Annotated in this window: 12 protein-coding genes; 9 read left to right on the top strand and 3 right to left on the bottom strand. The window is 41.8% G+C overall.

The genetic code is table 11. The features are described 5' to 3' along the window. Positions 1-10: 10 nt before the first annotated feature. The 5 genes from LIQ05_RS15795 (at position 11) to LIQ05_RS15775 (ending at position 6,359) form a co-directional block, all read left to right on the top strand. Positions 11-715 (top strand): hypothetical protein, encoded by a 705-nt coding sequence (locus tag LIQ05_RS15795; RefSeq protein WP_226822194.1) that lies wholly within the window; start codon positions 11-13, stop codon positions 713-715. Positions 716-777: 62 nt separating this feature from the next. Next, positions 778-1,437 carry a hypothetical protein gene (locus LIQ05_RS15790; RefSeq protein WP_226822192.1) on the top strand — a complete coding sequence of 220 codons (660 nt, stop codon included), beginning with the start codon at positions 778-780 and terminating at the stop codon, positions 1,435-1,437. A 452-nt stretch (positions 1,438-1,889) separates the two neighbouring features. Then, positions 1,890-3,959 carry a hypothetical protein gene (locus LIQ05_RS15785; RefSeq protein WP_226822190.1) on the top strand — a complete coding sequence of 690 codons (2,070 nt, stop codon included), beginning with the start codon at positions 1,890-1,892 and terminating at the stop codon, positions 3,957-3,959. Next, positions 3,940-5,283: a hypothetical protein gene (locus tag LIQ05_RS15780; RefSeq protein WP_226822188.1), complete on the top strand. Its 1,344-nt coding sequence runs from the start codon at positions 3,940-3,942 to the stop codon at positions 5,281-5,283. Before LIQ05_RS15785 ends, LIQ05_RS15780 begins: the two co-directional genes overlap by 20 nt. A gap of 191 nt (positions 5,284-5,474) precedes the next feature. Next, complete coding sequence (locus LIQ05_RS15775) at positions 5,475-6,359, top strand: Ig-like domain-containing protein (RefSeq protein WP_226822186.1); 885 nt, start codon at positions 5,475-5,477, stop codon at positions 6,357-6,359. Positions 6,360-6,430: 71 nt separating this feature from the next. Here the strand turns inward: LIQ05_RS15775 and LIQ05_RS15770 are convergent, their stop codons facing one another. The 3 genes from LIQ05_RS15770 to LIQ05_RS15760 form a co-directional block, all read right to left on the bottom strand. Further along, complete coding sequence (locus tag LIQ05_RS15770; protein ID WP_226822185.1) at positions 6,431-7,690, bottom strand: lipopolysaccharide biosynthesis protein; 1,260 nt, start codon at positions 7,688-7,690, stop codon at positions 6,431-6,433. 170 nt (positions 7,691-7,860) lie between these two features. Beyond that, complete coding sequence (locus tag LIQ05_RS15765; protein ID WP_226822183.1) at positions 7,861-9,081, bottom strand: Coenzyme F420 hydrogenase/dehydrogenase, beta subunit C-terminal domain; 1,221 nt, start codon at positions 9,079-9,081, stop codon at positions 7,861-7,863. Positions 9,082-9,097: 16 nt separating this feature from the next. Continuing rightward, positions 9,098-10,183 (bottom strand): polysaccharide pyruvyl transferase family protein, encoded by a 1,086-nt coding sequence (locus LIQ05_RS15760; RefSeq protein WP_226822181.1) that lies wholly within the window; start codon positions 10,181-10,183, stop codon positions 9,098-9,100. Positions 10,184-10,578: 395 nt separating this feature from the next. Here LIQ05_RS15760 and LIQ05_RS15755 point away from each other — a divergent pair, with 395 nt between their 5' ends. The 4 genes from LIQ05_RS15755 to LIQ05_RS15740 all read left to right on the top strand — a co-directional run. After that, positions 10,579-10,806: a purine biosynthesis protein PurH gene (locus LIQ05_RS15755; RefSeq protein WP_226822179.1), complete on the top strand. Its 228-nt coding sequence runs from the start codon at positions 10,579-10,581 to the stop codon at positions 10,804-10,806. 44 nt (positions 10,807-10,850) lie between these two features. Beyond that, entirely contained in the window at positions 10,851-11,030 is a 180-nt protein-coding gene (locus LIQ05_RS15750) for a chorismate--pyruvate lyase (protein ID WP_226822178.1), read from the top strand. A 198-nt stretch (positions 11,031-11,228) separates the two neighbouring features. Further along, positions 11,229-12,434 (top strand): AfsR/SARP family transcriptional regulator, encoded by a 1,206-nt coding sequence (locus LIQ05_RS15745; RefSeq protein WP_226822176.1) that lies wholly within the window; start codon positions 11,229-11,231, stop codon positions 12,432-12,434. Positions 12,435-12,685: 251 nt separating this feature from the next. Continuing rightward, positions 12,686-14,780: Cna B-type domain-containing protein (locus tag LIQ05_RS15740; protein WP_226822174.1), on the top strand; the 2,095-nt coding region annotated here is incomplete at its 3' end.

The following is a 14,780-nucleotide window of genomic DNA, read 5'->3' as shown; positions in this document are numbered from 1 at the left end:
GTAGAAGGATATGAAAAAAAATTTAAAACTCTTTTCACGCAGTGCCATATTGGCACTGTGTGTCACCTCATTAGCGGGGTGTCGTATTCCCGCCGAAGATAGTGAGGACAGCAGCAGTGAAGAAGTTTTATACCAAACCTACTGTGAGGACAGTTACGGCAACAACGCTGTAGATCTAGAGGCTGCTTTGACCTTTTATAAGGATGGTACATATAGGATTGGACACGTTTCAGGTTTGGTGCCTGGTCAGCCTACGAGTACTTATACTTATCATTATGGAACATGGAAAATAGAGGATGGAACATTTTCTATGTATAATTCAGAAGGAGACGAAGTTGGAAACGGCAACAGTGATGTGGATCTTAATGATCAGGAGACCTGGAGTGAGTGGGGAGTCAGCAACTATGAAAATGCAGATGGCAGTATAACCAAGTATCCAAGTCTTTATGCTGTTGAAGAAACAGACAATGGTTTCGTTTTGGATATGCTGGATGCCAATTATTTCTATTGGGGTGCTGCTGAGCATTTGCAATCTGTTTATAGCAATAATTTTGATGAAACAGATTTTCTTACCGCTTATAACGAAGCGAATGGTACGGATCTGGATTCCTTGTCTTATTCCTGGGGTTCGGCTGCGCCTGTTGAGTGGTATGAGTGGGATTCCAGTAATACGGTCTTTGCAGATTCGAATTTTGCCGCTCCAACCTTTGGATAAAAGCGGAATAGTTTACAAAGAAAGGAAGTTGAGTAATCTATATGACGAATGAAGCTGTCGTTTTGGAAAAAGAAGAACAGGTAACATGGCGCGTCGGTGTTGAACAGGCTGTCCGGATTCTCTGTGTGATCGGATTCCTGATTACATTATTGCTGCCGTTTATCATCTGTGATGCATTGGGCAGCGTTGCTCCGGTATTCTCACAGGAAACAGGAATCGTACTGAGTGCAGGGGAAGCATCATCTCAAACACGATTTTTCTACGATTTAAGCTATATGCTGCAAAATAGTGGTGAAGTTTTTGTTCCCCTTCAAGTTTTTGTAGTGGGAGCTCAGTGGATTACCAGTTCTGTTGGAGCCGGTGCTACATTTATGGGTGCTTTAGGTCTCATTGCTATGGCCTTGCTCTATGTTGTACCTGTAGTGTTGTTTGCAGTTCTGAAAACCAGTCGTTATGTGCATAATACGACCATGGATAAAGTTAGAACCCATGTAATTCCTATCTGTGGAGTGCTGTACCTGTTTATTACAGTTATGACTGCAATTTTTGTAATTGGGTATCGCTGGAATTTCTTTTGGGAGTATGACAAGCATTATGATTTTGCTTTCCAGTTTTTTATGGCGTACGGTGGGCTTAAAATGCTTTTCTCAATGATCATTGGTTTCTTCATCACAGTTGGCTGCGGAGCACTTACTGTAATTTACAAAAAAGGAATTGAATAAAAAGTTTAGGGAGGGTGTGATTCAATGGAGTCGTACCCTCCCTTTTTTAGGTTTATGTAGTGGATTGACGATTATTTTATTGCGATCCACTTTTGTTTGGTTGGATTTTTTATAATTAGAAATTCTATTACCAGAGCCTGTTTAAAATACGCTCTAGTCTCTGTTTGTAGTAAATCTGCACGAAAATCCACTTATATTATCGTGAAAAGTTCTGAAAATTCAAAATAAGACAACAATAATCTAAAATATTCAAAATAATTTCTTGCCAAAATCATACCTCATATTTTATACTAAATCTATCTTATATGGAGCAGGACTGATATTGTTCCCCGCAGCCAAAAGTGGCACTGGATCGTGATGGGCGTAATAACAGTATTGCACCGGAAACTCATGAAATGAGCGGGAATATTTGCAGTGACAGATATTCTCAGACCGAAAAGGGAAGAAAATGAATGAGAGACAAGAAACGATGGAGAAGTCTGGCTGCATGGGCGCTCGCGTTTTCTATGGCAATGGGAAACAGCGGCGTTATGGTAATGGCGGAGAGTACAGATGGAGGTTGGGTAGCTGAAGATGAATTTACAGCTTACCCCGAGGACACTCAGCCTGAGATCGTCCAGGAAGAGGATCAGCAAGAAGCTGTTTCAGCAGAAACTGGCGCAGAAGTTGGAGCTGAAAGTGCAGAACTGGAAAGTGCGGAAATTTCAGATTTTGGTTCAGAGATGGAAGCCAGCGGTTTTGAAGCAGGAGAGGAGACAGCAGAGGATTTTATTTCTGATGGGACAGAGGAAATCGCCGCCTTCACAGATGACAATGATGAGGAAGAAGAGGGTGAAGAGCGGGAAGGATATTTTATAGAGGTATTCTGGACTGACCAGACGAATAAAGTAAATACAAATAATGGTGCAGACATACCAATTGGGGTAGTATACGAGTGGAACGAAGATGGAAGACATTATGCAAAATCCATAGAAGATTATACGCTAAAACTGATTGCCGGTGAGGATGGCGAACTGTATGATTCAGAATATATTTCTGAAGCTGAAATTACGGAAAGCAGCCAGCCTGGCAGGAAATATCTTTCTGTTAGTACCAAAGAAAATCCAGGTACAGTACAGTTTAGTTTAGAAGCTGTAGTCGATAATGAAGAGAAAACGACTATAGGACAAAAAATAGAGATTGAGATATGTGATTTATATTATAAACTGATGCCGGCAGGTCTGGATACTTCGGAAGTAGGAAGTGAACTTGATTTTTCCGGATTATATGTGGAAGTTATGGGCGGAGATTCAGAAGACGGTTCTGATCAGCCACCGGAAAATGTGGAGTACTGGGTAGATGACTATAACCGTGATGTATTGCAGGTTGAAGAAGACGAAAATGGAATTCCTGTGTCTGTTCGCAGAATTTCACCAGACGATGGTTGGATAACATTTGTTGCGTATGTAAAAAATGAAGAAGGCGATGACGAAGAAATCTGCCGCAGATCATATGGTATTAGTGAATTGGAATATCCAATCTGGTTCGATTCCGACCGGGACGAAATTTTTAACGACGAAGAGAACTTTGAGGTACCGTTAAATGTAGAAGAACTGGAAAACAGAGATGTGGAAATTCAGTGGCAGATTGGTTATTCGGACAATGCATATGACTGGAGCGATGACCAGAGTTTTACAGAAATCAGCGAAAATGATGTTGAGAAATTCTGGAATATTGATTATGATGCTGAAGTTCTCACTGTAAACGGGGAAAAGCTTGCAGCTGCATACGAATGGCTGCGAGACAATTTCGGTGAGGAGTACAAATTTGCTGCAAGAGTATTTGTAATGGTAAATACCGGTAACGAAGATGAGCAGATTGAATTAAACCGTTGCCAGATTGCGTTAAATACCAGAGAGACTGTATACGATTATCATTTGGACGAATATAACGAATGGCAAATGATGGTGGATGAAGGTTTATGGATTAACAGAATTGGCGACTGCTGGGTAGAAAATGCAGAGAACTGGGATGGCGGGAACCTGCCATACGAAATAACTTCTGTATCTGTTGAGAATGCAGAAGGCGAAGGCGATACTCCGGTTTGCTCTGTGAAAGAAAATAAATACGGCTGGGATGTAATTGCCGAACATCCGGGAGCAGCAATTTTGACCATTCGCTATAAGGATCTTAATGAAGAAGAACAAAGCTTTAGCGGTAACATTCATGTAGACAAAGATATTTATTACCTTGAAGTCAATTATTCAGATGATGATAACCGAATGCTGACAAATGATGTGAAGGAGGCAAATTTAAGTCTTCATCATCAGTGGGCATACAGCGAGGAAGACAGAGGTGATGAGATTGTCAGGGACTTTAAGGTGGAATTACTTCCGGATCAGAACGGAAATTGTTATGATGAAGATGTAATTTATGTACCCTATGTAGACAGAGGCTATAGTGAGCCTGATAAATGGTTTTTACGCATTGAGTCGAAGGATAGAGAAGGAATGGACCAGCTTTATGGTACAGGCAAGTGTTGAGGATGAAGAAGGCAACTGGATTCCGGTAGCGGAGCAGGAAATTTCCGTGGATATTATGCATGATTTCTGTACCATTGAGGGAGAATTGCCTGAAAACATTTTGCTTGGAGAAACATTTGAATTTGACGACTACAAAGATGGTCTGAAGCTGATGAAACGTTCTACTGAAAATGGCTGGGAAGAAATAGAAATTTCAGATTTGGAATTTTATTGGAATTCGGATGATCCAGATGCCTGGGAAGAGGATGCTTCTACTGGAAAATTACTTCGTAAGACCACAGGTGAGATCAGAGGAACCATACGGGCATCTTATGAGGAGACAGATGGAGAGGAACAGAGGTCATCAGATGTTTACCGTGAAGTTGTCTTCGGTGCGCTGGATTATTATACCTATTTCAAAGATATGCGCAGCGGCGAGTATGCAACTGAAATTTTTGAAGATGAGCAATATGAACTGACACTGGATATTGAAAATCTGGCAGACAAAAATGTGAAAATCCAGTGGGAAGTGGGATACTGTGTTGAGGAAGGCGAAAAAACCAAATATACACCTGTAAGCCAGAAAGATTTTGGCAGCTTCTGGTCAGAGTACGAAGAAAATCAATATATTCTGCTGATAGACGGAAAGGCTTTAAAAGAGGCTTATGAGAGTTTACATAATAAATTTGGAGATAACAGCTGGTTTGATGTAAACGCTGCAATCGTATCTGACAATGAGTATGAGATGCCGATTGATACTATCGGTGTTAGTATTTTTACCAGAGACAATGTGCTGGATTACGGTTATCCGGCATGGTCAGTGCAGATGCTTCCGGGAGAAGAATTCCCGATAGAAAAATCTTTTGATTGCTATGAAGAGAACAAAAATTATCCATTCGGACATGTCAGCACATTGACTGTTAAAAATGTAACGGTAGAGGGTGAAGATGCTCCGGTCACAGTGGAGAAAAAGGATGATCATTGGATTATTACAGCTAATTCTCTGGGAGATGCCAATGTTATTTTAAGCTACACTGATATTGACGGAACTTTACAGGAACATACTATTGAATTCTATGTTACCGGTGAAATTTATGCTATGGCAGCAGACGATGAAAATGGAGCAAGCTGGATCCTTAACGGTGAAGAAATGACGATTTCGGTTAAAGTATACCGTCAGGAATTAGATGAAAATGGAAGCGTTAAGATTACAGAAGTATCTGAAAATGCATACACACTTAATGTGCTGGACGATGAAGACAGTATCTATGATACAAATATTCTTGATGAAGTAAGTGTGGAGGGCAGCAGCCTGGTAGTTCGTGCAAATCTGGGAAGTAACTGAGAAGAAAGATGCAACCTGTACAGCAGAGGGAAGTATCCATTACACTTGTACAAAGTGTAATGAGACTAAGACAGACATTATTGAAAAACTGGCACATAATATTGTAACTGTAGTAGACAGCCAGCCAACCTGCGGAGCAGCAGGAAAGCAGCACCAGGAGTGCAGTGTATGCCACGGAGAGCGTAAAGACCTTGAAGACTTACCAGCCACCGGAAATCATGACTGGAAAGAAAGCAAGCAAGACCACTCCGGCCACCTGTACAGCAGAGGGAAGCAAAGAATACACCTGCAGCGTATGCGGACAGACCAAGAGTGAAGCAATCGAGAAGATAGCACACAACATTGTAACCGTAGTAGACAGCCAGCCAACCTGTGGAGCAGCAGGAAAGCAGCACCAGGAGTGCAGTGTATGCCACGGAGAGATTACAGCACTTGGCGATCTACCGGCAACTGGAAAACATACCTGGGGCGATTATGTAAGAAAAGCTGATCCAACTGCGGCAACAGAAGGCTTGGAAGAAAGAACCTGCAGCGTATGCGGAAGTAAAGAGACCAGAGCAATTGCGAAGCTGACTCCATTTGTGAAAGTATCTTCTACAAGCTTCCCGATGAAGAAGAGCCAGTCCGTGAAATTACCAGTCACTCTGGAAAAAGGCGACAGCATTAAATCTGCAGTTTCCAGTAATAAAAAGAAATTGACTGTATCTGTAAAAGGAAATGTAGTAACCTTAAAAGCTGCCAAGAAAGCAACTAAGGGAACCGTTAAGGTAACAATTACCACAACCTGTGGAGCAACCCAGACTGTCACTGTAAAATTGCAGGGCAGCACCGTACAGGCAAAGAAAATTACAGGAATCTCCAAAAAACTTACACTGAAAGTGAAAAAGAAAGCAACACTGAAACCTGTAGTTACCCCGATTTCCTATCAGAACAAGATTACTTACAAATCTTCAAAAACCAAGGTTGCAACTGTAAGCAAAAAAGGCGTGATCACGGCAAAGAAAGCTGGAAAGACCACCATTACAGTAACTTGCGGAAAAGTTAAAGTAAAATGTACAGTAACAGTTAAAAAGTAAAAAATATCCCCCGGAAAGTAAAGTCCCATTAAACGGACATTCCCTTTCCGGGGGATGTTGTATTGTCTGAATTAATTTTGATGCTTTTTCCGAAGGATTACATAAATCAGAATCGAAGTAAACAGCACAAACAAAATGGAGCAGGAGAGCAGGTAATTCAGGGAAGCTCCCATAATTCCCCACTGGTTTACCATAGCCCGGGCAGCAGCGATTGTGATCACTGCGGTTATGGAATAAACCGGAAGCATGCACTTTCCCCAGCGGATGGCGATAAGGATGTTGTAGATCATATAAACCTCTGCGCCGATTCCACCGCCTGTGAGCAGTACGATGAACTGCAGTTTATAAGGAGAAAGGTCTACGCCGTAGATGATTTCCAACAATGTTCGTCCAATCAAATATCCGCCAACTACGATTCCTGCACAGCAGACCAGAATGATTGCAATGATCCGCAAAACATACATGACGAATTTCTTCAGGTCATTTTCCCACCATAACTGGGCGATGGTGGTGATTGTGGGTTTAAATACAAACTCGCACATCAGGGTGATGACGAAAGACGGCATAAACAGAATGCTGTAGTAGGTCTGGTACTCATCGGTCATCACGTTCGCCATAGCGTATTTCGGTACGTTGTAAAGGAGCAGGGAAAGGAAAGTACCGATAAACATTGGGGTACATATTTTCAGCAGCTCAAGTACGTGACGCAGCTTATTGGAAGCTGCATTTTCAGAACTGGCAGTGGATTCGGTTGATTCCCCATATTTTCGTGCAAACCAGGAATTTACCACCAGACAGAGAATCAGGGATGTAATAGCTGTGGCGGTGCAGGTAATATACAGGCTCTTTGTAATCATAAGAATGCCTGTGAAAAACACTGCAGAATAAACATTTCGGATTGCCAGAGCCTTTCCCATCTGCTCTACATGATAATTCTGCTGCAGATTTCCGTGGAAAACATCCTCCACTGCGTCGATCATTTTCATCATAATAACGAAAATACTGATGATAATGTATTCGCCGCTGAAGCTGTAAGAACTGTATATAATTCCAAACAGCATCATCAATCCACAGGTGATTACCCTGGAAAGTTTATATTCGGAAAAGGAATATTTGCGATTCAGGTCAGTGGCCTGGTAAGTACGAACCCCATAGCGGCCGATCTGGAGCAGTAACTGGGCTGTTGCATAACTTAGGGAGAAAAATCCCGCCAGCGTGGCACCGCAGATTCTGGTTACTACAAGAAGATACAGAAAGGAAGAACCCGAATAGCAGGTACTTCCGATCATGTTCCACAGGAACGCTTTTTTTACATTTTTTTCTTTTTTCATTAAAAAATCCTTTTACTATTGAAGAATATTTGGTTCATTGAGGTTAAAATGATAAAATTATGTAAACCAACAATGGGGCAGTTTGAAGTTGGAAATTGTCAAATATAATTTTATCATATTGCTCTCTTGCAAATTTTATGTTACTGGTCACTGAGTGAACAGTAACAAATTTATTTCTTTACAAAAACCGCTTTATACATCTTTCCGGCAATACTATACAACCCTGTCTTCTGTAAAATCGGGTTTACCTTACGGATAATTCTGGTAAGAGTAGAGCCTTTCATATATTTGCGAAGCAGCGCTTCTTTTGTCTCAAGATCTGCCGCTGCATTGTACTCAGTCCAGAATGCCTCCTGATTTCCAGGAGCCTTGGTAGAGTATTCCAGATGTGGCTGCCATCCAGCTGCCTTGGAAACTGGCTGATAAACTGCATTCTCACGAACAATGGCAAAAAGTTTCCGGCCTTTTTCCGTATTGACCAGAACCTCATTCACGCCGCCTGTGACGTCGAACTTAATGCCTGCACTGTCCACATTCCAGAAATCACCCAGGGTAAAATCTGCCGGGCGTTTGTAGCTGGTAAAGTGGCAGTGGAAGCAGGACTGACGGACTGGGAAAAGGCTGAGGAAAATTTTATTAAAGGAAAATTCCTCCAGTACAGGCAGCAGGCTTCCCTTGGAAACAGAAACATCCATCACCTGTTTTTTCCAGGAGACACGTTTGCTCCGCATATTAATGGAAGTGATCCGGGAATCGGAATCTATGTATCTGGTTTTCAGGATTTCCAGGTAATCCTTCCATACGGCAGGACTTGGAACGCCGTGGCAAATATTGTCACAGGTATAGAGCCTGCTGGTATCGGCATGCTTCCTCTCCAGGAAACGGGTAACACCTGCAATCTGGCAGGGGGTTCCGGTGAGAAGCACAGTGAGATTGTCTTTCAGATCGTTGCAGATAGACTGGTAAATCTGGGCAGGATCACTTTGAACATATTTGGAAGTCCGGAAGGAAGCGGCTTTCTCCGCAGAATCAGCGCGCATATGACGGACTTCAAATCCCTCATCAAAAGCGACACCATAAATAACGCCTCCCTGTGCAAGTGTCCAGTCTGCAAGCATGGAAAACATACCGCCGGAGGAGCTTTCACTGACCACGTTCTTCTGATGATTCTGAAGTGCATAAATATCCGGAACTGCGTCAACACCGGTATAATTCTCCTGAAGTGGACAAACCTTGGTACAAAGGCCGCAATGAACGCATAAATCCTGATCAATTTCAGGATAAAGGAAACCACATTCGTCTGCCTTCATGGTAATGGCAGATTTGGGGCAGGTAAAGCTGCAGGCCATACAGCCGCAGCAGTCCTGTTTTTTCTGATTGGGTGTAAGCATAATAAAAACCTCCGGGCTATTTGTCTCCTACCATCTGGCGCAGCTGCTCCATGGAGTGCTCACGGAAACGGGCAATCTGTTCGTTGGCATAAGTAAAATCAATTTCTTCGGTAAGCTTCTCATAAGAAACATCATCCATGGTCCTGTCTGTAAGATTTACCATGTTAAGAAGCTGCTGGACACGGCGGTTCATGTGATGGCCGTTTACCTTGGCGAAAAATTTCCGGTTAAAAATAAGGGAAAATACAACACCGTGGAAGGAGTCGGAAATGACGTATTCTGCATTTTTGAAAAGTCCCATCCACTCGGCTGGACCAATGGCAATCCTGCAGGCACACTTCAGAAGCCCTACCAGTGGGAACGGGATGTAAACAATGCGGTAGCCTGTCTTATCATGAAGACGGCGGGCAAAGTCAACGATCTCTTTGTTGATTCCAAGCTGGTAAACCAGAATGTATTTATCCTTATATTTCGGCTCTACAAGAAGCTTATCCCATTCCTCAGCGGTGAGAAGAAGGGTAGGATCACATACAACTTCCGGACGTTTCTCAGTCAGGTTCTCTACAATATCAGCGCCGTAATCTTCGCGGACCAGGATCTCATCGAAATCGGACAGAAGCTCTTTATACTTCTGCTGGTATTCTTCTGGTGGGAGGTTCTCGCCGATACTCGCGGCATAGCTGCATTTCTTTTTCCCCTCTTTTACGAAATCAAGGAAATAGGTGGTGTCAAAATTAGTCAGCTTATAGTCCCAGATCTGGTCGCTGCCGGCAATGTAAATGTCGTATCTGCCAGCAACCGGCTGCATTTTGCCCTGGGTAACAGGCTGGCTGTAACGCATGTGCTTACGGAATTTGTTGCATTTGAAACGGCGCGGAATATAACAGATGTGGCCGATGGCACCGTAAATGTAATTAAAAAGTCCCTTCTTTTTCAGATTCACAAGACGGAAGGGATTGCTGATATAATCGCAGCGATAGTCAATGATCTCTGGCTGGGTGCCAATCTGGCGCAGCTTCTTCTGAAGCGCGTAGCTCTGCAGAATGGCACCGTAATTGTCATAATTATGGAAGGTGATCACACCTACTCGTTTTTTTGTCATAAAATCCTCCTGGGTGTATAGGGCACATGACGCCCGAGTAACGGATGGGCGATGGATTCTGTGCTGTATGGTATATGGAATGCAAAGTCCTGGATATAGGACTTTGAGCTATGGCTCATATTGGTGCGGACCGCCATGGCTGTTAAGTTAGTCTCTTAATAATATAACATATAGAAGAAAAAATAAACAGCTTTTACAGGTGGATTTATAATTCCATTAATTGTACTGGTAGCTTTAGTTGTGATTGTTAAAGGGAGCTTTGGAAATATTCAGACTACAGGCTGTGAGAATGTTGAAGCGAAAAACGCAGAAATTAAACTGGTTGATTTTCCAACAGAGTAAGTTATAATGAAAATAACACAGAAAATTTACAATAGAAAGGATTAAGGTGTGAAATGGCGGGATATTTAATTGCAGAAACGACACGCGAAGAGCGGGAGAAGATCGTTGCAGAATCACTGGGAAACATTGAAGCGAACTGCGACGGCTGTATGGCCGGTCTGGCGGAGATGTATCAAGACTACATTGATGGGAAGAAGGAGCTTCGCCAGATTAACATGGAATTTAATGCAAGATATGTAAAAGGCGAGGACATGCCAGGCAGAAGCCGGTGTCCAATGTAAGGGATATTAACTATAGATATATTGTAGCAGGAGGATTTTTGTAAATGATACTTGAAACCTGGTACTATGAAGTGGTTTCTATGGACGGAGACTACGCCAACCTGCGCCGCGCAGACATAGATTCCCCCGAATTAAAGCTGGTGGCCCGGGCCCTTTTACCTGCGGAAATCAAAGAAGGAACGAAACTGAAATATGAGATGATGCAGTATGAAGTAATAAAATGAATTCCCAAAGGCCTTTTAATACGGATAATATAAAATCAGGAAATAACTAAAGCAGAAGTTTTCAGAAAATGTAATGAAAACTTCTGTTTTTTTTAACCGATTGTTACTGGTTCTTTTTTTATACTGGTGTTATTATGTAAAAAAGTTATAATATAGGCATATTAGAATATACTGTAACTGTTCAATGGAGAAGAAAATATGGACAAAAACGTATTAAAGGTTCGTATGCTTGGAACCTTTTCACTGGAATATAAAGGAAAGGAACTGGTGCTGGACCGAAATAAAGCATCGAAGACCACACAGCTTTTTCAGCTGCTTATGCTTCACACCAAGGATGGCGGAATTTCCAAAGTGGCCATGATAGAAGCCCTTTATGGAAGAGTTGAGGTGGAGAATAAGAACGGAAGCCTGAACAACACCATTTTCAGACTTCGTAAACAGCTGAAGGATATTGGACTTCCGGACAGCAGATACATAAATATCCAGTCCGGAATGTGCTGCTGGGACGAAAACATCCCGGTTCAGGTAGATATAAACGAGTTTAAGAAGCTGGTAGAAAAAGAGCGGGCGGAGAAAAGAGAAGAGGACAAGCTCCATCTCTGGATGCAGATCTGGAAAATTTATAAAGGTGAATTTCTCCCGGACATGATCGGTGAGGAATGGGTTGCTGTGGAGAATGTCCAGTGCAGAGATGATTACTTCCATATTACAGGGGAACTGTGCCGCTGGCTGAAAAACCATGAACGGTATGAGGATTTACATAAAGTAGCCCACAGGGCCGCTGAGATTTATCCCTTTGACGAGTGGCAGGTCTGGGAAATCGACAGCCTGATCGGAATGTCCCGGTATAAGGAAGGCCTTGAGGTCTACCAAAACACCGAAAAGCTTTTGTTCGATGAAATGGGAGTAGCCCCTTCGGAGAGACTGTTAAAGCGTTTCAAACTGATGGGAGAGCGAACCTCGCAGGCAGCAGGCGCCCTCACTGATATCAAGGAAAGGCTTCGGGAAAAAGAAACCGCAGTAGGCGCGTATTTCTGCCCGTTCCCCAGCTTTGTTGATATCTACCACGTATTCAGCCGTATGGTGGAGCGTTCAGGCCTATCCGTGTTTGTCATGCTTTGCACACTGGATTATAAGACCCATAACATTTCGGAAGAGAAAGAACGTGAAAAGTCCGAGCTCCTTAGACAAGCCATCCAGTCCTCCATCCGAAAAGGTGATTTTTACACCAGATACAACGCCCGGCAGTACATCGTCATGCTGATTGAAATCAGCCAGGAAAACTGCCCCATTGTTTCCAAACGGATTGCCAAGGCCTTCAACAAACTGTCGGGGGACAAGAAATCCACACAGGTTGATTTCTATGTGGCATCCACTGGAGAGATGTGTGAAACAGAGGTGTAAATTACAATTCACTCAGCAGTAGGCGGCGAATGTGAAGTTAGTTGCCTTTAATTTATGAAAAAGACTTGAAAAATGCTAAAATTGCCATACAAAATCTCATGTTTTTGAGACTCTTTCGAGAAATGAAAGAGATGGAGAAAGAGCTAAAGTGATAAAATATATTTAAGAACCATATATTATCATGCAACCGAAAATAGTTCCCAATTCGGTTAAAAATAAATCTACATATCCAAAGAAAGGAATGAGAAATTATGAAAAAGAATGGGTATTTAAGAAGATTTCTGGCACTGTTTCTCGCTCTCGTGATGATCATGGCCGATTCATCCGTGACAACCTTTGCGGCGACGGTGGGAAGGGTAAGGCAGCAGAATGCGGTGCAGGATGTGGAAGTTACCGTTACAGGAGTAGATGGAACTTATTATCTGTCTGCGATGCAATCGAGTGAATCAAATCAAGCAACATCGAAGGTTGCGAAAGTTGAGGTAACTGGGGGAACAGGAACAGTAAGTCTGGAATCAAACCAGTGGAATCGGGATATCAGTTCTGATCCAATCGTAATGTTATCATTAAGACAAGGTAGTTCTTATAATGCAGGAGAGTCCTACGACCAGAGTAAGTATGATATTATTCGAAACGGTGGAATATTAAAATGCGATAACGGAAAAGTTTGTTCCGTAAGCATAAACTCTAAAACTGTTATATTAACACAGATTCCAATAAATGCAGGAACCAGCAAGAACTTTAGAAATATTTTGGGATCCTCCACCAATTTTGGAATAGTTGCAAATGAAGCCACATTCAGAGGACATTTAGAATCAAATTTTGCCATTGGAAAATTAAATTTTGAGGGCAGCAATGTCCAGATGGCTAAGAACAATAATGGTGGCGCAGGCTATAACTATATAGGTGAGTTTGTTGGCGATAACAAACTGCAGATCGGATTAAACGGAAATGCAGGCGGATCTATTGTTTATGCAGGCAAAGGCGTAGAGGGCAAAATTAAAACTGATGATAGTGAGTTGATCTTTGACTTTGATACTTATACAGAAAGTCAGATCAAGGGAATTGTAAGAGGTATGGTAAATGAAATTAAAACAACATCCACTACTCTTTACAATGAGCCGAATTCTGTAGCATATGAATCTGTTAAGGATAAAAAAGGAGATGAATATACCAATATTAATATCGCCAAATATGGCGCAGCGGCTGGTACCTATTATGTAAGATTTCAGCCGGGTGAATTTAATTCATTTATGAATAGCACGAATCGTATGATTACTATTCGTGAAGATCAGAATATTGTATTGAATATACCGGATACAACTGTTGACTTTAATCAGTTCAAATTCAGAATTGTAGATGCAAATGGAAATATTATATATGAGAAAACAACAAATGCAAATTCTGATGAGGATAGAGTTGCACAGAATGTAATATTCAACTGTCCGTATGCAACGACTGCAGCTACTCATACAGCAACTGGTATTTTCTTAGTTCCCAATGCAACATTTACCAATGCAGCTGTTTCAGCAGGTTGGGTTATTGCAGATACAATTGCAGCAATTGGTGGACAGGAATGGCATAATGTTTTCCATGGTATGACAGTAGTAGATACTAGTTTCCAAATCAAAGTAACGAAAAACGTTGATGGAAAAGTTGCATCAGAGAGTAAATATGATGGTAAATTCCATTTTGAACTTTTGAAGAAAAATGGAGATTCCTGGACTTCAGTAAAAACAGTCACTAATACTAATGGAACAGTTCTGTTTGATGATCTTGGAAAGTTTGAGACAGAAGGAACACATTATTATAAAATTGTAGAAACAAAGTCTGATCTGTCTGATGTAACGATAGATGGAAAGACAATTTATGTAAAAGCTGTTATTAACAAAGTAAATGGTAATAAATTGGTAGCAACTGTTACATACTATTCAGATGAGAATTATTCAACGACGATGGCGAGTCCTTCGTTTGATAACAAATCTATTCCTAAGAAAGTTAAAATTAAAGTCACAAAGGTTTGGGATGATAAAGAAAATCAGGACAGACTGAGACCAGAAAGCATTAAAGTGCAGTTGTATGCTGATAATGCGAAAGTTGGTGATGAGGTTACACTGAGTGATAGTAATAATTGGAGCTATACCTGGAAAGATCTTGACCAGAAGAATGGTGAGAATGATATTGCATACACAGTAGAAGAGGTCGGAACGGTATTTGGATATACAACCGTAGTGACCGGGGATGCCGAGAACGGATTTATCATCACAAATACCCATACCCCGGAGACAACAAAGGTAGAGGGAACCAAGACCTGGGATGATGCAGACAACCAGGACGGAAAACGAG

Source organism: Blautia glucerasea (assembly GCF_020537505.1).
Taxonomy (GTDB): domain Bacteria; phylum Bacillota; class Clostridia; order Lachnospirales; family Lachnospiraceae; genus Blautia_A.
The sequence above is the reverse complement of the archived record's forward strand: the minus strand, read 5'-3'. Positions and strand labels throughout refer to the sequence as shown.